Raw genomic sequence first — 18,116 nt, forward strand, 5'->3', positions numbered from 1 at the left:
GGCGTATGCTTCCGAAGCTAGTTTTGTACGAAGCTGATCAGTGAAGTCATCCTAACAAAACTCTTAGGAGGGAAGACAGTGGTAATCAAACGCAGCATTCCGGAACTGATATTTGACAGCTGCAATGTTCTGTTCCTAATCTTCTGTTCCTTCCTGTTCTTGTATCCCATGTGGTATGTACTGGTATCCTCATTCAGTGATGCGCATGCCATCGCCGCCGGCGAGATCAGCTTCTGGCCGAAGGGCTTTAATGTGGATGCGTACAAGCTGGTTTTTGAGGACCAGCGGATCTGGACCGCTTACGGAAATACGTTCATTTATGTCATCGCGGGCACTTTTATCAATTTGGTTCTAACCACTCTGGGCGCTTATCCGCTGTCCAGAAAGAATCTGGAGGGGCGCAGCCTGATCATGGCGTTCATCGTGTTCACGATGTTCTTCAGCGGGGGGCTGATTCCGGCCTATCTGAATGTGCGTGAGCTCGGACTGTACGATACAAGATGGGCGCTGCTGCTGCCGGGCGCGGTCAGTGCTTTTAACCTGATCGTCATGCGGACCTTCTTCCAGTCCATACCTGAGAGCCTCGTTGAATCGGCCAAAATCGACGGTGCCCATGACTTCCGCATTCTGCTGCGGATTGTGCTGCCGTTATCGATGCCTGTACTGGCGGTAATGACGCTGTTCTATGCGGTGGGACACTGGAACAGCTGGTTCTCGGCGATGATCTATTTGCAGGACCGTGATCTGTTTCCGCTGCAGCTGATTTTGCGGGAAATTCTGATTCAGTCCTCCGCGCAGAATATGCTGGCCGGCGTTACGCAGGATGAGGTGTTCCGCATCAGTGAATCTATCAAGTTCGCGACGATTATTATCGCAACGGTGCCTATTTTGATGATCTATCCGTTTTTGCAGAAGTATTTCGTCAAGGGCGTTATGATCGGAGCACTGAAAGAGTAAGCGGACAATGGAGCAGAACAGAGCAGTAATAGAGCAGAAACACAGCAGAAACAGAGCATAAATAGAGAAAACAACATTCGCACCGTAATCTGCGCGAAGCAGTCGGGAGGAGAGAGGCTATATGAAGGCGGTACTATCCCAGAATGGTGAAATTAACGTGGCTGAGATTCCCGCTCCGGTGCTGGAGGACGGATTCGTGCTCGTTGAGACAGAATATTCGGCCATCAGCCCCGGAACAGAAATGATGATGAATGGTGCTCACCGCCCGAAACCTATAGTTCTCGGATATAGTGCGGCAGGGATCATCCGCTCCCGTGGACAGGGAATGGAGCATTGGCCAGTTGGCCAGCGGGTGGCCTGTTACGGGGGGCCTTATGCGAAACACGCGGAATGGCTGCTGATGCCACAGCATCTCATGGTGCCGGTTCCGGAGCATGTCAGTCCGGTGGAAGCGTCAACGGTGGGTCTTGGAGCCATCGCAGTGCATGCCGTAAGGCAGGCTGACCTGCAGTTCGGCGAGACGCTGGTGCTGATTGGAGCAGGAATTCTCGGCCAGCTGATTGCGCAAATTGCCAGGGCTGCCGGCTGCCGGGTCATCGTCTATGATCTGCTTGAAGCGCGCTGCAGTATCGCCGAGAGCCTTGGCATCCGCCACATTGCAGTGAGTCCGGAGCAGGTCAGCTCGCATCTGGAACAATTGACGGCGGGAATGGGAGCGGATGCCGTAATGATCTGTGCCGGGGGCAAATCCGGCGGGCTTGTCGATCAGGCGCTGGAATGGGTGAGGAACCAGGGGAAGGTGCTGCTGGTCGGAGATGTGAAGGCGGACTTCTCGCGGGAGCTGATGTTCGGGAAGGAAGCGCAGGTACTGATCTCCAGAGCAGGCGGTCCGGGCCGTTACGATCCTGTCTATGAAAAGCAAGGGATTGATTATCCTTACGGCTACGTCCGCTGGACCGAAGGACGCAACATGGCGGAATACATCCGGCTGATCGCTGAAGGCGATATTCAGGTAGGACCGCTGATCAGCAAGGTGTTCCCCCTGGAGCGTTCAGCCGATGCGTTCTTACAGTATGCACAATCTCCTGCAGAGCTGCTGGGAGCAGTGCTCGCCTATCCTGTAACCGGTGTTCAGGAAGCAGAGCCTGCTGCAGCCCAAGCCCGGGAGGGGCAATAATCATGGAGGCGCTGAGGATCGGCGAGCCGCTGAACGGGCTTGCGGTATGGGCATCGGCCTATGGCAAGCGGCAGGGGCAGGACCGGATCTATGCCGTATCCTCCGGCAGTCCCTGCATGCTGTTTGTACTTGATCCTGCTGGTACCGAGCCAGTGCAGCAATTCGCGCTGGAAGGCTCGGATCATTGCTGGGGAGTGGTTGCGGCGGTCAGCGGAATCTACATCGGCGGCAGCGGGATTCTATACAGATTTACGCATGAACAGGGCATCGAGAACCTGGGGGAGATGATTCCAGGCGAATTCTACACCTGGCGGCTTGCCGCCGACAACGCAGGCAACATCTATGGCGGCTGCTATCCCGGCGGCAAAGTCTTTCAATATAACCCGTCCACGGGACAGTTCAGAGATTACGGCGCCATGGTGGACGGAGAGCAATATGCCCGGTGCATGCAAGCCTGGGAGGGCAAGCTATATGTGGGGGCTGGAACCCGGTGTCCGCATATTGTGGAACTGGACACAGAGACAGGTGAACGGAGTGAAATCAGCCTGCCGGAAGAGAGCCGCACAGAGCAGCTGGTGTATGATCTGAATATTGTACACGGGAAGCTGATAATTCGGATAACACCGAGTTCTAGATTATATATCTATGATCTGAAGCTGCGCCGGTGGGAGAATTCTATCGATCATGTAAGTGGACTCAGTGTGTCGCTGCCTGACCGTCACGGGAACATCTATTTCATCAAGGATGATGTTCTGCAGCGTTATGCATTGGCAACGGGCGTGCTTACCCCTACTTCATTTGCCATGCCGGAACCGGCAGGAGACTACGGCTGGCTGGAGGGCCATCCGCTGAATCCGCAGGGAAGCTGCCTGGCAGGTGTGCGCAGGGACGGGACCTGCTGGATCTATGATCCGGAGCATGACCGGCACACGGTCATGGATTTCATGCTGCAGGGGCAGCCGGTTCACCTGCAGTCCCTGGCCTGGGGGCCGGAAGGGAAGCTGTATACCGGCGGTTATTTCGCCGGGGGATTGGCCAGTTACGATCCGGCCACCTCGGAAATCGTTTCCCGCCGGGGGATCGGGCAGATCGAGGGCATGATGGAAGCCGGCGGCATTATGTATCTGGGAGTGTACCCCAAAGCGAATATCTTCGCCTATGACCCGTCACGGGAATGGAATCCCGGCCTTAATCCCAGGCTGGCTTTCTCCCTGCAAGGCGAAGAACAGGACCGTGCTTTTGCCTGGACCCGGGCGGGAGAAGAACTGGCTATCGGAACCGTACCGTCCTACGGCCGTCATGGAGGTGCATTAACCCTGTTGCATCCAGAAACCGGGGCGCGGGAAGTACTCAGGGGGCTGCTGCCGCAGCAGAGCATCGTGTCACTGACTGCAAGTGAAGACCTTTTGTTCGCCGGAGGCTCTGTCTGGGGAGGGCTCGGCATAGCGCCGGAGCGGACGGAAGCGTCCCTGATGATCTGGGATGTGAACACCCGCCGCAAGGTGTGGGAGGGCGTTCCGGTACCGGGAGAAATGGCCATCCCGGCGCTGGCGCTGGATGATGAAGGCAAGGTATGGGGACTCACTGCAGGGCTGCTCTTCCTGTTTAATCCGTTCACGCTGGGGACTGAAAGGACGATTCGGGTATGCCCGGCGGATTGGGAAGAAATGACCCACTTCTGGCGGGGAGGCAACGAGCTGCTGTACAGGGAAGGCATATTGTACGGAACCGCAATGAAAACCCTGTTCCAATATGATGTGCGCCAGGACAGGCTTGAGGTGCTGGACGACGATGCCCGGCTGCTTGCGGTGGACGGCGAAGGGGAACTGTTTTTTGCCAGAGCAACCGCGCTGTACCGGATGCAGGCCTTGACGGCAAGTCAGGAGGAATCATGAAAATCCTATATTTCTACAAATTTTGCCTGCTGGGCGGAGTCACCACGCAGCTGGCGAACAGGCTTAAGTTTCTGCGCGGCCGTGCGGAGGTGCATTTTGCTTTTCTTGAGGACTACGGCGGGGCCGGCGCTTTTGAAGGCTATGTGCATGTCCGTATCCTCGGAACACCTGATGAAATCAGGAGCTACATTAAGGTGCATGACTTTGACGTAATCATCACCATTGATACCTATGAGCTGTATGAAGCGCTGGGCCCGGCGGAAGAACGGAAGCTGATCATTCACGAGGTGCACACCACCTATGAAGAGCCCTTGCGGAAGCTGGCTGAATCCAGGGATACCCTGCCCTTTCACTTTGTCATCACGCCCTCTGCCTATATGAAGGAAATGCTGGAGGGAATCGGGATTACAGATGCTTGTCATATCAATAACTGCCTGGATACGGAACTATTCAAATACGAACCCCTCTCCGGCGAGCGGCCGCCTACCATTCTGTGGGTAGGCAAGCTGGACCGGCATAAAAACTGGGAGTCCTTCATGAACATAGCAGGCAGGCTGAATGCGCAATTCCCGGACCTGCAGTTCCTGCTTGTCGGCGGTTACACCGCTCCCGAAGAAATTACCGGCAAACTCCGGGCGAGAGTGCAGGAGCTGGGAATCCGGCATTTTGAGTGGCTGCCCAAAGTGGATTATGAAGAGATGCACCATTATTATTCTGCGGTTGCCGGGAGTGGCGGGGTGTATATCAGTACTACCAGCAATGAATCCTTCGGGATGACCGTCCTGGAGGCGATGGCCTGCCGGTGTCCGGTTGTCGTGCCGGAGGTCGGAGCGTTGCCTGAGCTGCTGGATGATGAGCTGAGTGTATCGCTGTATGCTACCGGAAATGAAGAGGAATGTGTCCGGCGTGTGGCCCTTCTGCTCGAACAGAACGCCCTGCGGGAACGCTTGATGACCTTGGGCGAGCAGAAGGCAAGAACGGTGTATAGCATTGAAGAGGTTGGAAAAGCATACATGGCGCTGCTGGAACATTTCGTAAGGGAACGTGCATACCACAGTTAATCTAAGTTGTCCGCAGGCACAAGGGGGCGTTCATTAACTGCTATATAGATTGAACTTAATAATATACGGACTGGGAAAAGCGGCGGAAGGGAATTTGGAACTGGAGCTGTATGAAGGTAGCGTCGCCAGAAAGCTTTCCATAGGAAAGCTAGCATCGGAAGCATAAGCTGGCTGAGATTTTCCACTGCGAACAGCGGATTAGATCAAGAAACCTGGGGACAGACAGCGGCCGGAGGGCCAAATATTCTTTGGAGTCACGGCAACCCATGACCCGATTACGGCATATGTCTGGGCGTTTGCGGTAAACGGTAAACGGTAAGCGGTAGGCAGTAGGCGGTAAGCGGTAAGCTGTAAACGGTAAACGGTAGGGCGGTATGCGGTATGCTTAATTGCACTTTGTACAACTAAATCACCTGATTTTCAACCAATAATCCGTTTAGTTGTATTTCGTACAATTAAACTGCCTTTGTTCCTTGGTTCTGGCCCATTCGGGCAAATTTAGTTGTACAGACTGCAGTTATATGATGCAAGCATCCCTTTTGAGCTTTTTTAATTGTACATTATACAACTATATACAACTATCCCTGAATATCCATTTGGAACAGAATACATTAGTTGCTGCAAGTACTAGTTAACCCAAGTCTACGCGGGCGGAGGTGCAGAGATGAAAGAGCTGAACATTGGTATGGTGGGCATGGATACCTCACACAGCAGAATCTATGCTTCGCTGCTGAACCGTGCGTCCCATCCGCTGCATGTACCCGGCGGGAGGCTGACTTGCGGGTATGCCGGGGGCTCGGCGGATTTCCCGTTAAGCGCCTCACGGGTGGAAGCGATCAGCAGGGAGCTGCAGGTGCACTATGGTGTCGAGCTGGTGGCTTCCATTGCTGAAGTAGCCGAAAGAACGGATGCGGTACTGCTGACTTCTGTAGACGGAAGAGTACACCGTGAACAGTTCGCGGTTCTGGCACCCTACGGCAAGCCGGTGTTCATCGACAAGCCGCTTGCGCTCACCAGCGCGGATGCCCGGGCCATCATGGAGCTTGCTGCAAGCTACGGGACACCCGTGTTCTCCAGCTCGATGGTCCGGTTCGGCGGGCCGCTGAATGAGGCGCTGAAGGATGAGAGTGCAGGCTCCATTGTAGGAGCAGACTGCTGCGGTCCGCTCGAGCTGCAGCCGACCCAGCCGGGATTATTCTGGTACGGCATTCATACCGCAGAGATGCTGTACGCGGCACTTGGCGGAGGCTGCATATCGGTGAGAGCCCAGAGTAATGAAACCCAGGAATGGGCAGTCGGGCAGTGGAGGGACGGACGGATCGGCACCATGCGCGGCAACGTAACCGGAGGCACCGATTTCACTGCTGTGCTGCACAGGGAACGGGGCAGCACAGCAGTAAATGCGCTGGGCGGGCACTATGAAGCAGGCCATCAGAATCTGCTAAGGCAGTTTCTGTTGATGGCGGGGGGAGCGCCTCCGCCCGTAAGCCCGGCGGTGACGCTGGAGCTGATCCGCTTTCTGGAAGCGGCCAATGAGAGCAGGGTAACGGGGCAGACCGTGCTTCTGTAAGGAGCTTAATCGTACCCGATGATACGGACAGGCTGTTCTTTTGTAATAAGGAGTTACATTCGGAAAGGGGAGAAACGGAATGCTCAAGACAGCAGTGATCGGCTGCGGCGGTATGGGGAACATTCATGCGGACAGATATATGTCCATGCCTGAGGCTCAGCTCATCGCGGTATGCGATATCAACGGGGAAGCGGCCGAGAGGCTTGGATTGCTGGCAGGTGTGAAGTATTACCTGTCGGCACAGGAAATGCTCGAACGGGAGAAACCGGAGGTGGTCAGTATAGCTGTACCCACCTATCTGCATGTGCCGATGGTACGGCTGGCAGCGGACTACGGTGCACATGTGATCTGCGAGAAGCCGCTGGCGCTGACCTCCGCGGAAGCCGAGGAGGCGGTCCAATACTGTAACGGTAAAGGTGTCCGGTTATTTGTCGGACATGTGGTCCGCTTCTTCCCCGCCTACAGCCAGCTTGCGGAAGGAATCAGGCAGCATGGCGGAGGCGGGGGAGGCATCTTCCATGCCAAGAGAGCAGGCTCGCATCCCGGCCAGGTTCAGGAATGGTTCCGCGACCCGGAGCTGAGCGGCGGCGTGATTGTGGACCTGATGATTCACGATATTGATTATATCCGCGGGACCTTTGGCGAAGCGGAGGAGGTGTATGCCTTCGAGCACCGGACGGAGACGATGAATTATGCTTCCGCGACCTTCCGCTTCGGGAACGGAACGCTTGCTCAGCTGGAGGCCTTCTGGGGGTATCCTGGCGCGTTTCATACTGCGTTTGAATATGCCGGTGCAGAAGTCATTATCTCGGGCGGAACCCCGGACGGGGAAAGCGTGCATATCCGGCGGGCAGCTGCCTCGGGGTCTGCTCCGGGGTTCGTGGAGACTCCGGCAAGCGTGCTGCTGAAAGACCCCTACTATGAAGAGCTGGAGCATTTCCTGCGGTGCATTGCCAGCGGTGCGGAGCCTAAGGTCACGGCAGAAGATGCCGTTCAGGCTGTACGCTGGGCGGAAGCTGCCGTGAGCTCAGGGGCAACCGGACTTCCCGTTAAGCTCGATGCCAAAGGAGGGATTAGATGAGACGTCTCAATGTGGGAATGCTCAGCTTCGCCCATGCCCATGCCTATGATTATCTGGTCTGTCTTCAACAGATGCCGGAGGTGACGGTAGGCGGAATCGCTGATCCCGTGCCGGAGCGGACAGAGGAATTGGCCAGGCGCCATGCCATCCCTTACTACAGCGATTACCGCGAACTGCTGGCCGATGCGTCGATAGATGCGGTGATCATATGCTCGGAGAATGTTCATCATGCGGAGCATACCCTTGCCGCTGCTGAAGCAGGCAAGCATGTTCTCTGCGAGAAGCCGCTTGGCCTCTCTGCCGGGGAGATGGAGCGGATGATTGCAGACTGCGAAGCCAAAGGGGTCCAGCTGATGACCGCTTTTCCCTGCCGCTTTCTAACCCCGGTGGTCCGGGCCAAGGAGGCATTTGACAGGGGGGAGATCGGAGAGATTATAGCTTTTAAAGGAACCAACAGAGGCTCGTTCCCGGGTCCGGCGTGGTTCGCCGAGCCTTCGCTTTCGGGCGGTGGCGCTGTGCTGGATCATACAGTACATGTGATGGATCTGATGAATTGGTTCACCGGCTCACCGGTCGAGCAGGTCTATGCCTATGCGGGAACCTTATTCGATCCTGAGCACAAGCGGACGATTGATGATTCCGGCATGGTGCATGTCACTTTTGCAAATGGCGTGTTCGGCGTTCTGGACCCGAGCTGGTCGCGTAATCCCGGATTTCCCACCTGGGGGGATGTAACCCTGCAGATCATCGGGACAGAGGGAGTCATCTCCATCGATGCCTTCAATCAGAAGAACAATGTGTATGGCAGAGCATCCGGCAAAGGCAGCTGGTCCTTCTGGGGAGACGATATGAACGGACTGATGCTGCAGGCATTCGTGCAGGCACTGCTGGAAGGCACGCCGGTACCGGTGACCGGACTGGATGGTCTCAGATCGGCGGAGGTCGCATTGAATGCCTACCGTTCCGTACAGGAAGGACAACCGGTTAAGCTGCACAGGTAATGCCAGGATTTGAAGGTATGTAACCATATTAAAGAGGCGGGATGAACAATGGACGATCAGAAGCTATTCGATACGATGTGTGAAACGCTCTATTCGGCGGTTATCTCCGATACGCTGGATCAGCTGGGCTACCGCAATCAGGTGATGCGCGAGAATATCAATCCGGTCGATCCCTCCTGGGTGGTGGCCGGACGTGCCAAAACCATTCTGTCGGTGGATATCCACCATCTGCCCGAAGATCCCTACACTAAGGAAATTGAAGCGGTAGACAGCGTCAAGCCGGGAGAAATTGTGATCGGCTGCACGAATGAATCCAGGCAGAATGGCCTGTGGGGGGAGCTGCTGTCAACGGCCTCCAAGATGCGCGGCGGGCGGGGAGCGATCGTGGATGGCTTAATCCGGGATACAGCCAAAATTCTGGAGCTGGGCTTCCCCGTCTTCGCTACCGGCACCAAGCCGGTAGATTCGCAGGGACGCGGGATCGTTATCGACTACGATATTCCCGTGCAGTGCGGAGGTGTGCTGGTGCAGCCCGGCGACATTATCTTTGGCGACCGTGACGGTGTCGTGGTGATACCGGGCGCCATCATTGATGAAGTGTTCGCACTGGCGACGGATAAGGCGACACGCGAGAATCATACACGCGATGAGCTGCTGGCAGGCGTTACGCTGCGGCAGGTCTACGATAAATACGGAGTACTCTAAACCACGAAGGCGGGGTGTCTACATCATGAGGCTGGCTGGAAAAAGAGTGCTGGTAACCGGCGCGGGGCGGGGCATCGGGCTGGCGATTGCCCGCCGATTCCTGGAGGAGGGGGCCCGCGTGGTCCTGCTGGACCGCAGCGAAGCAGAGCTGCTTACTGCCGCTGATGAACTGGCAGACTACAGCGGAAGCTGGACCACGGAGGTCTGCGATCTGCGCGACCCGGCACAGCTTGAGGCGTCTGCGGCCAGGGCCTTCGCGCATTTTGGCGGAATTGACATCGTTGTGAATAATGCAGGAATTGCCTATAGAGAATCCTTTCTCGATATTTCCTTGGAGCACTGGAATGCAGTCTTCGAGATCAATGTCCGTGCGGTGTACAGGCTTGGCCAGCTGGCTGCGAGGCAGATGATTGGCCAGGGCGGCGGCGGTGCAATTATTAATATGAGCTCCAAAAACGGGATATCGGCCAGCGCGGAGCTTGCCCATTACAATGCTTCCAAGGCAGCCGTTATCCTGCTGACAGAGTCTATGGCGGTAGAGCTGGCTCCGTATGGAATCCGGGTCAATGCAGTGGCACCGGGCTTCGTGGATACCCCGCTGGACCGCAGGCTGCGCGAGGAAAGCGGACTGCCGTCCCATTCGGAGCATACTCCGATGAAAAGGGCAGCGGCTCCAGAGGAGGTTGCCAGCGTGTTTCTCTTCCTGGCCTCAGACGAAGCTTCGTATGTGACGGGAGAAACGGTCCGTGTAGATGGCGGACATCTGGCTAACGGAAGTGAATTATAGCTTGAAGGAGGTGCAGAGATGATTTTTGATTCCCATACTCATTTGTTTGGACCGGGAATGGTGGCCGGACCTACGGATGCCGCGATCAAGCGCGCCTGGGGCCCGGATATGAATATTGAGGCTACACCGGAGCAGCACCGGGGCAACCTGGAAGGATTCTCGGGAGCCATAGTACTGGCGATGGCGGCGTCTGCCACCGGGCTGGTGGTGCCGAATGAATATGTGGCGGAATACTGCCGTACGGACCCGGGAAGGCTGTTTGGTTTTGCCAGCGTGGATCCGAATGATCTGGACTGTGTAGGCAAGTTCGAAACGGCTGTCCGCGAGCTGGGGCTGAAGGGACTGAAGCTGGCCCCGATCTATCAGAACTTTTATCCGGAGGATCCGAAGCATATGGCGCTCTATGCTAAGGCGGAGCAACTGAACGTTCCGGTTCTATGGCATCAGGGAACATCCTTTGTCCCGGAGGGATATCTGGATGCTTCCCGCCCGGCGATGCTTGATCCAATTGCCAGGGCTTTTCCGAAGCTGAAAATGATCGTAGCCCATATGGGTCACCCCTGGGTGGATGAATGCATCTCGCTGGTGCGCAAGCATCCTAACCTGTACATGGACGTGTCTGCACTCGGCAGCCGTCCGTGGCAATTCTATAATGCACTGGTCTCCGCTGCGGAATACGGGGTGCAGGACAAGCTGCTGTTCGGCTCGGATTATCCGTTCTTCGGTACGCAGCAGATGCTGGATGCCTTGTACCGGATCAATGATCCGGTGGAGGGAACCAGGCTGCCGCGTGTAGCGGAGGATTTCATTGAAGACATTATTCACCGGCCGACACCGGAAATCCTCGGGCTGGTCTAATTTGTACAACAGCAGGCTGGAAGCCAAAGGGAGATGGAGCATGGAGGAGCATACGGAAACCAGCCGGGCGGACAGCGCCGGGAGCGGTGCTGCCGGACGCAGACTGAAGAGTGAAGCCTATTTCCAGGAAAAAGATCTGTGGGGCTTCATTCACCGTTCGTTTACGAAGTCGATGGGCTATACCGAGGAGGATCTGCGCAAGCCGGTCATCGGCATCTGCAATACCTTCAGTGAGCTGAACAAGTGCCATTCGCACTTTAATGAGCTGGTGGATTATGTGAAGCGCGGGGTCTGGCAGGCTGGCGGGGTGCCGATGGAATTCCCGACGATATCGATCGGCGAGCCTTATGTCAAGCCGACGACGATGCTGCTACGCAACCTGATGGCGATGGACACGGAGGAAATGATGAAGGGCCATCCCATAGACGGGGTGGTACTGCTCGGCGGCTGTGATAAAACAGTGCCTGCCCAGCTGATGGCCGCCGCCAGTGTGAACATTCCGGCCATTGTGCTCACGGGCGGGCCGATGCTGAACGGCCGCCTGGGCGGACGCAGCCTGGGTGCCTGCACCGACTGCTACGGCTTCACGCTGGAGCATAAAGCGGGAAATATTACGGACGAGGAGCTGGCGGTGGCGGAGGACGCCATCTGCCGCAGCGACGGGCACTGCATGGTGATGGGCACAGCCAGCACCATGGCCTCGATTGCCGAAGCCATTGGCATGGCGCTGCCGGGGTGCGCGGCGATCCCCGCGCCGGACAGCCGCCGCAGGCATCTCTCCGAGCGGACCGGCAAGCAGATTGTGGAGCTGGTGCGGCGGGATATCCGCCCGCGCGACATCATGACGGCAGAGGCAATGGAGAATGCCATCACGGTCACGATGGCCAGCGGCGGCTCCACGAATGCCATCATCCATCTGGTGGCGATTTCCCAGCGGCTGGGCCGGAAGCTGCCGCTGGAGACATTCGATGACATCAGCCGCCGGACGCCGTTCATTCTGAATCTGCGGCCTTCGGGCAAATATCAGATGGAGGAGTATTTCGAAGCAGGCGGCGTGCCTGCGCTGATGAAGGAGCTGGAGCCGCTGCTGCATGGCGGCTGCCTGACCGTAACCGGGCGGACGGTTACGGAGAATCTGGTCCAGGCGGTCACGCTGGACCGGGAGGTGATCCGCAGCGTGGCGGAGCCGCTGGACAGAGAGGGCGGAATTGCCGTGCTGCGCGGCAATCTGGCCCCGGATGGCGCGCTGATTAAGCAGACTGCGGTATCAGCGCATCTGAAGCGGCACACCGGGCGCGCCGTGGTGTTCGAGAGCCCGGTGGATCTTCAGCTGCGGATCGACGACCCGGAGCTTGCGGTAGATGAGCACAGTGTACTGGTGCTCAAGAACGCCGGCCCCAAAGGTGCACCCGCGATGCCGGAGATCGGGCAGATCCCGATTCCGCAGAAGCTGCTGGTGCGCGGCATAAGAGACATGGTCCGCATCTCTGATGCACGGATCAGCGGCACCTCCTACGGCGCCCTGATCGTGCATGCGGCGCCGGAAGCGGCTGTAGGAGGAACGCTGGCGCTGGTACAGGACGGCGATGAAATCGAGCTGGATATTGCAGCGAGAAGACTGGTCCTGAAGGTGCCGGATGAGGAGCTGGCCCGGCGGCGGGCTTCCTGGAAGGCGCCGGAGCCCCATTATGACAGAGGCTACGGCCTGCTGTTCCATGAGCGCGTGCTGCAGGCGAATCTGGGCTGTGATTTCGATTTCCTGCTGCCGGCAGAGCTTCGCCGGGAGCTGCTGGACGGAGCCAAGCAGGACTAACCATAAATTTTATCCACCTAAAGGAGAATTCTTATGCAAATGCCAACGCAAGCTGTGATCCGGTCTGTTCAGGAGCTGGAAGACCGGCTGGCCCGTCCGTCTGCCGCACTGCTGGAGGAGCTCGCCCGGCTCGACGGGGATATCATGCTGCTCGGAGTAGGCGGCAAAATGGGCCCGAGTCTGGCCAGGCTGGCCGTAAATGCCATCCGGGAGGCAGGGCTGGACAAGAAGGTGATAGGCGTCTCCCGCTTCTCGAATGAGGCATTGAAGCAAGAATTAATTGAAGCCGGAGTGGAGGTGATCGCGGCGGATTTGTCTGACGACAGCGCGCTGCGGGCACTGCCTGACACGAAGAATATCCTGTACATGGCCGGCAATAAATTCGGCACAACAGGCAATGAGCATTTCACCTGGATGATGAACGCCTATCTGCCGGGGCGTGTGGCGGAGCGCTTCCGCGATTCGCGGATTGTCGTCTTCTCGACAGGCAATGTCTACCCGTTCACGCCGGTGGGCCAAGGCGGAGCAACAGAACGCACCTCACCGAATGCGAACGGCGAGTATGGACAGTCCTGTCTGGGGCGTGAGCGGATCTTCGAGCATTTCTCGCATAAGAACAATACGCCGATGTTCATCTACCGGCTCAATTATGCCATAGACCTGCGCTATGGCGTTCTGCTGGAGCTTGCCCGATCCGTTAAGGAGCAGCGGCCCATCGATCTGACGATGGGACACGCCAATGTCATCTGGCAGGGGGATGCCAATGAGCTTGCCCTGCGCGCCTTGCTCCGCTGCAGCTCGCCGCCGAATGTCATGAACATCACCGGACCGGAGACGGTGTCGCTGCGCTGGGCGGCCGCGGAAATCGGCCGCAGGCTGGGAACTGAGCCTGTCTTCACGGGTGCTGAAGCCCCGGAAGCCCTGCTGAGCAATGCTGCGAAGGCCGCGGCTTCCTTCGGATATCCCCGGGTATCGCTGGCACAGATGATCGATTGGGTGGCGGACTGGGTGGCTGCGGGCAGTGAGACCTGGAACAAGCCGACACATTTTCAGGAACGGGAGGGCAACTATTAATGGGAGCGAGCAGACAACCGTTAACTCCGGAGCTCTATGAAGCGCTGCATGAAGGTCTGGCGATTCCGGCGCATCCTCTGGCCCTTACGGCAGAACGCAAGCTGGATGAGCGCCGCCAGCGGGCATTGACCCGTTATTATATCGCCTCCGGGGCAGGCGGAGTTGCTGTAGCCGTGCATTCCACGCAGTTCGAAATCAGGGACCCCGGGATCGGGCTGCTGGAGCCGGTGCTCAGGCTGGCTGCGGAAGAAGTGGAGCGTGCCGGCCTTACCCGTCCTTTCCTGAAGGTGGCAGGCATATGCGGAGACACGGAGCAGGCTGTCCGGGAAGCGCAGCTCGCCGCAGGTCTGGGCTATGAGGCGGGACTTCTCAGCATGGGCGGACTGCAGGACTGGAGCGAGGAGCAGCTGCTGGAACGCACAAGGAGAGTGGCGGATGTGATTCCCGTCTTCGGCTTCTATCTGCAGCCTTCCGTGGGCGGCCGGATATTAAGCGTTGACTTTTGGCGGAGCTTTGCAGAGATTGAAGGCGTTATCGCGATCAAAATGGCACCGTTCAACCGTTATCAGAGCCTCGATGTGGTCCGGGCGGTGATGGAGTCCAGCCGCAGCAGCGAAATCGCTCTCTATACCGGCAATGACGATAATATTGTTACGGATCTGCTCACCACCTACCGCTTCAAGGTTAACGGGGAACCCATGGAGAAGAAAATTGTCGGCGGGCTTCTCGGTCACTGGGCGGTCTGGACAAGCAAAGCGGTTCAGCTTCTGGATACGATCCGGAAAATGCGCAATGAGGCTACCCTGTCATCCAGCTGGCTGACCCTTGGCATTGAGGTGACCGACAGCAACGCGGCCTTGTTTGATCCGGCCCATCAATTTCACGGTTGTATTCCGGGCATTCATGAGGCGCTGCGCCGCCAGGGACTGCTTGAAGGCTTATGGTGCCTGAATCCGGAGGAGCAGCTCTCACCCGGGCAGCTGGAGGAGATCAGCAGAGTCACCAGGGATTACCCCCATCTCACGGATGATGAATTCGTGGCAGCGCATTTGGAGGAATGGCTCCGTTAAAAGAGGCGTCTGCACATTCCCCAGTGGAACCCGAAAGCCCGGATATGATAAGCTCATGGCATCAGGCCAGCCCTGAACCAAGGAGGGAAATATATGAGCAGCTTAATCACAGGCCAAGTCTATTCCGGGTTTCAAGTCATGCATCAGGAGTATATCCGGGAAATCGAATCCTCGGTATATACGCTGGAGCATCAGCAGAGCGGCGCAAGGCTGCTATACGTACAGAATCAGGATGATAACAAGGTGTTCAGTGTCAGCTTTCGGACTCCGCCTGCAGACAGCACGGGAGTGTTCCATATTCTGGAGCATTCGGTCCTGTGCGGCTCGGATAAATATCCGGTAAAGGAACCATTTGTAGAGCTGCTGAAAGGCTCAATGAAAACATTTCTGAACGCCTTTACCTTTGGCGACAAGACGATGTATCCGGTGGCCAGCCGGAATGAACAGGATTTTGCCAACTTGATGGAGGTTTATCTGGACAGCGTGTTCCAGCCGAACATTTACAGCCAGCGGGAGATTTTTGAGCAGGAGGGCTGGCATTACGAGCTGCCGCGCTCCGGGGATGAGCTGATCTATAAGGGTGTCGTCTACAACGAGATGAAGGGCTCTTATTCCTCACCCGTCACGGTATTAATCGACCGGATCAAAAAGTCGCTCTACCCGGATACGGTATACCGGCATTCCTCCGGCGGAGACCCGGAACATATCCCTGCGCTGACCTATGAGCAGTTCCTGGAGGCGCACAGCCGTTATTACCACCCGTCCAACAGTTATTTCTATCTCTATGGAGACTTGAATATCGAAGCGAGGCTGCAATTAATCCACGAGGAATATCTCAGCCGGTATAACCGCAAGGATATCGATACGGGGATTGCCCTGCAGCAGCCGACAGGAATAACCGGGCTTACGGCGGAGTATCCCATTCTGGAGACCGAAACCGCCGCTGACAAGACTTACGTGAGCCTGAACTATGTAATCGGAACCTCCCTGGACCGGGAGCTGAATCTGGCCTTTGCCATTCTGAAAAGCATGCTGATGGACAGCAACGCCGCTCCGCTGAAACAGGCTTTGCTGGAGAGCGGACTCGGCAAGGATGTGGTTTCTTTTTACTCCGACAGTATGGTCCAGCCTATGCTTGGCATTGCCTTGACCCATTCTAATCCCTCCGCCAAGGAGGCCTTCGTGAATCTGGTCAGAACGACGTTAAGCCGCCTTGCCGCGGACGGCCTGGATGAGAAGCTGGTGCTGGCTGCGGTGAACAGCAAGGAATTTGAACTGCGCGAAGCAGACTTCAACCAGTACCCGAAGGGCCTGACCTATAATATGGAAGTGATGAAGGCCTGGTTGTATGACGGCTTGCCGTCCACGTATCTGGAGTATGAAGCTGCAATTGCGTCTATCCGCGAACAAAGTGCTAACCGGTATTTCGAGCGGCTGATCGAGACCTACCTGCTGAATAGCGATCACTGCAGCGTCGTTGTCCTGAAGCCTTCCCAGACCCTTGCGGCAGACAAGGAAGCGGCGGCCCGAAGCCGTTTGGCTGAATATAAAGCCTCGTTGACGCCGGTACAGCGCGAAGAGCTGGTGCTGAATACGGAGAAGCTGCTGGCCCGGCAGAACCGTCCGGATGCCGCGGAGGATCTGCAGAAGCTTCCGAAGCTGTCCCTTCAGGACATTGACCGCAGCGCTCCGCCCGGGGTGCCCACTAAGGAGCATAGACTGGATGGAATCAAAGTGCTGCATCATGAAGCGGCTGCGGGAACCATCGCCTATATTAAGCTGTATTGGGACACCCGGGTTCTGGCGGCAGAACAGATTCCTTATCTGGAACTGCTGGCGAGGGTACTGGGGCAACTGGAGACTGCGGCTTACAGCATTGAAGAGCTGACCAGTGAAATCGGGATCACAACCGGCGGCATCCGCTTTCAGAATGAGATATTTGGGGCCGGCAAAGCTGGCGAAGGAAGCTACCAGCCCAAATTCAGCGCCCGCATCAAGGTCATGCAAGGCAACATCGGCGGTTCCCTGAAGCTGCTGCACGAGCTGCTCTACAATAGCAACTTGAATAATTTATCCAAGCTGCAGGAGATTGTCCGCCGGGAAGCCTCCTTCATGGAAGCAATGCTGAACCAGAAAGGCAATGAAATCGCAGCCGGCCGGGTGCTCTCTTATTTCACGGATAGAGGGATGTATGAGGAGCAGCTCGGCGGTATGGCCTATTACCGCTTCATCAAAGAGCTGGCCAGCCGGATTGACCAGCAGGCTGAACTGCTTGCTGACACTCTGAAGGAAATCTGCGGGCTTCTGTTCAATACGCAGAATGTAACACTGTCCGTAACCGGAACGCTGGATACGTATGCGGAATTCACTGCACACCTGGCGCAGCTGGATCTGCGGGACCAGCAGGTTCAGTTCTTGCCGCTGCTGTCTGCGCTGGACCAGGCGGGCAACGAAGGGTTCATGTCTGCCAGCCAGGTGCAGTATGTGGTCAAAGGGTATGACTTCACGAAGCTGGGGTTTGCTTATTCCGGCAAGCTGCAGGTGCTCAAAAGAATCCTCAGCCTGACCTACCTGTGGAATGCTGTCCGGGTCAAGGGCGGAGCTTATGGCGGCAATCTCGTTCTGCGCAGAGACGGTGTGCTCCTGTTTACTTCTTACCGTGATCCGAATTTGCAGGAGACACTGGAGATTTATGACCGGGCATATCTGTTTGCCGGGGAATTTGCAGCAGATGAAGAGGAGATGACGAAGGCGATCATCGGTACGCTGGCGATGGTGGACCAGCCGCTGAGTCCCGGTGCACAAGGACGGCAGGCGGACCGGCATTATTTCGAGCAGATTACCGCTGCAGACCTGCAGCAGGAACGGAATGAAATTCTGTCAACAACCTCAGGGGATATCAGGCAATATGCCGGCCTGCTTCAGGCAGTGACGCAGCAGAATTACTTCTGTGTGGTCGGCAATGAGTCGAAGCTGAAATCGGTCCGCGATCTATTCGGCAGCCTGGAGGAACTGGTGAAGTAATTGGCGTATTCTTCTGCAGTCCCGGTTAACATAACCGGGACTG

14 protein-coding genes are annotated in these 18,116 nt (G+C 56.8%); all 14 read left to right on the forward strand.

Annotated features, from left to right (window positions below):
• Nucleotides 1-78: 78 nt before the first annotated feature.
• The 14 genes from NSU01_RS11140 (at nt 79) to NSU01_RS11205 (ending at nt 18,073) form a co-directional block, all read left to right on the forward strand.
• Nucleotides 79-957, forward strand: coding sequence for a carbohydrate ABC transporter permease (locus NSU01_RS11140; protein WP_042135479.1), 879 nt, complete (start codon nt 79-81; stop codon nt 955-957).
• A 121-nt stretch (nt 958-1,078) separates the two neighbouring features.
• On the forward strand, nt 1,079-2,134 hold the full coding sequence (locus tag NSU01_RS11145) for a zinc-binding alcohol dehydrogenase (RefSeq protein ID WP_042135480.1): 1,056 nt from the start codon (nt 1,079-1,081) through the stop codon (nt 2,132-2,134).
• A gap of 2 nt (nt 2,135-2,136) precedes the next feature.
• Nucleotides 2,137-4,029, forward strand: a complete 1,893-nt coding sequence (locus NSU01_RS11150; RefSeq protein WP_076242767.1) for a WD40 repeat domain-containing protein — start codon at nt 2,137-2,139, stop codon at nt 4,027-4,029.
• On the forward strand, nt 4,026-5,090 hold the full coding sequence (locus tag NSU01_RS11155; protein ID WP_076242768.1) for a glycosyltransferase family 4 protein: 1,065 nt from the start codon (nt 4,026-4,028) through the stop codon (nt 5,088-5,090). The genes NSU01_RS11150 and NSU01_RS11155 overlap by 4 nt, the downstream gene beginning before the upstream one ends.
• Nucleotides 5,091-5,754: 664 nt before the next feature.
• Nucleotides 5,755-6,660: a Gfo/Idh/MocA family oxidoreductase gene (locus tag NSU01_RS11160; protein ID WP_076242769.1), complete on the forward strand. Its 906-nt coding sequence runs from the start codon at nt 5,755-5,757 to the stop codon at nt 6,658-6,660.
• A gap of 79 nt (nt 6,661-6,739) precedes the next feature.
• Complete coding sequence (locus NSU01_RS11165; RefSeq protein WP_076242770.1) at nt 6,740-7,741, forward strand: Gfo/Idh/MocA family oxidoreductase; 1,002 nt, start codon at nt 6,740-6,742, stop codon at nt 7,739-7,741.
• Complete coding sequence (locus tag NSU01_RS11170; protein WP_076242771.1) at nt 7,738-8,742, forward strand: Gfo/Idh/MocA family oxidoreductase; 1,005 nt, start codon at nt 7,738-7,740, stop codon at nt 8,740-8,742. The genes NSU01_RS11165 and NSU01_RS11170 overlap by 4 nt, the downstream gene beginning before the upstream one ends.
• A gap of 48 nt (nt 8,743-8,790) precedes the next feature.
• On the forward strand, nt 8,791-9,447 hold the full coding sequence (locus tag NSU01_RS11175) for an RraA family protein (RefSeq protein ID WP_076242772.1): 657 nt from the start codon (nt 8,791-8,793) through the stop codon (nt 9,445-9,447).
• Between the two features lie 25 nt (nt 9,448-9,472).
• Nucleotides 9,473-10,234, forward strand: a complete 762-nt coding sequence (locus NSU01_RS11180; protein WP_076242773.1) for an SDR family NAD(P)-dependent oxidoreductase — start codon at nt 9,473-9,475, stop codon at nt 10,232-10,234.
• Nucleotides 10,235-10,252: 18 nt separating this feature from the next.
• Complete coding sequence (locus NSU01_RS11185; protein ID WP_052421767.1) at nt 10,253-11,092, forward strand: amidohydrolase family protein; 840 nt, start codon at nt 10,253-10,255, stop codon at nt 11,090-11,092.
• Nucleotides 11,043-12,905: an IlvD/Edd family dehydratase gene (locus tag NSU01_RS11190; RefSeq protein ID WP_256703753.1), complete on the forward strand. Its 1,863-nt coding sequence runs from the start codon at nt 11,043-11,045 to the stop codon at nt 12,903-12,905. The genes NSU01_RS11185 and NSU01_RS11190 overlap by 50 nt, the downstream gene beginning before the upstream one ends.
• Before the next feature lie 57 nt (nt 12,906-12,962).
• Nucleotides 12,963-13,979 (forward strand): NAD-dependent epimerase/dehydratase family protein, encoded by a 1,017-nt coding sequence (locus NSU01_RS11195; RefSeq protein WP_076242864.1) that lies wholly within the window; start codon nt 12,963-12,965, stop codon nt 13,977-13,979.
• On the forward strand, nt 13,979-15,049 hold the full coding sequence (locus tag NSU01_RS11200; protein WP_076242774.1) for a dihydrodipicolinate synthase family protein: 1,071 nt from the start codon (nt 13,979-13,981) through the stop codon (nt 15,047-15,049). The genes NSU01_RS11195 and NSU01_RS11200 overlap by 1 nt, the downstream gene beginning before the upstream one ends.
• Nucleotides 15,050-15,142: 93 nt before the next feature.
• A complete protein-coding gene (locus NSU01_RS11205) occupies nt 15,143-18,073 on the forward strand; it encodes an insulinase family protein (RefSeq protein WP_076242775.1) in 2,931 nt (976 codons plus the stop codon).
• Nucleotides 18,074-18,116 lie beyond the last annotated feature (43 nt).

Origin of the sequence: Paenibacillus sp. FSL H8-0259 (genome assembly GCF_037963255.1) — a bacterium.
Taxonomy (GTDB): Bacteria; Bacillota; Bacilli; order Paenibacillales; family Paenibacillaceae; genus Paenibacillus_AQ; species Paenibacillus_AQ phytohabitans.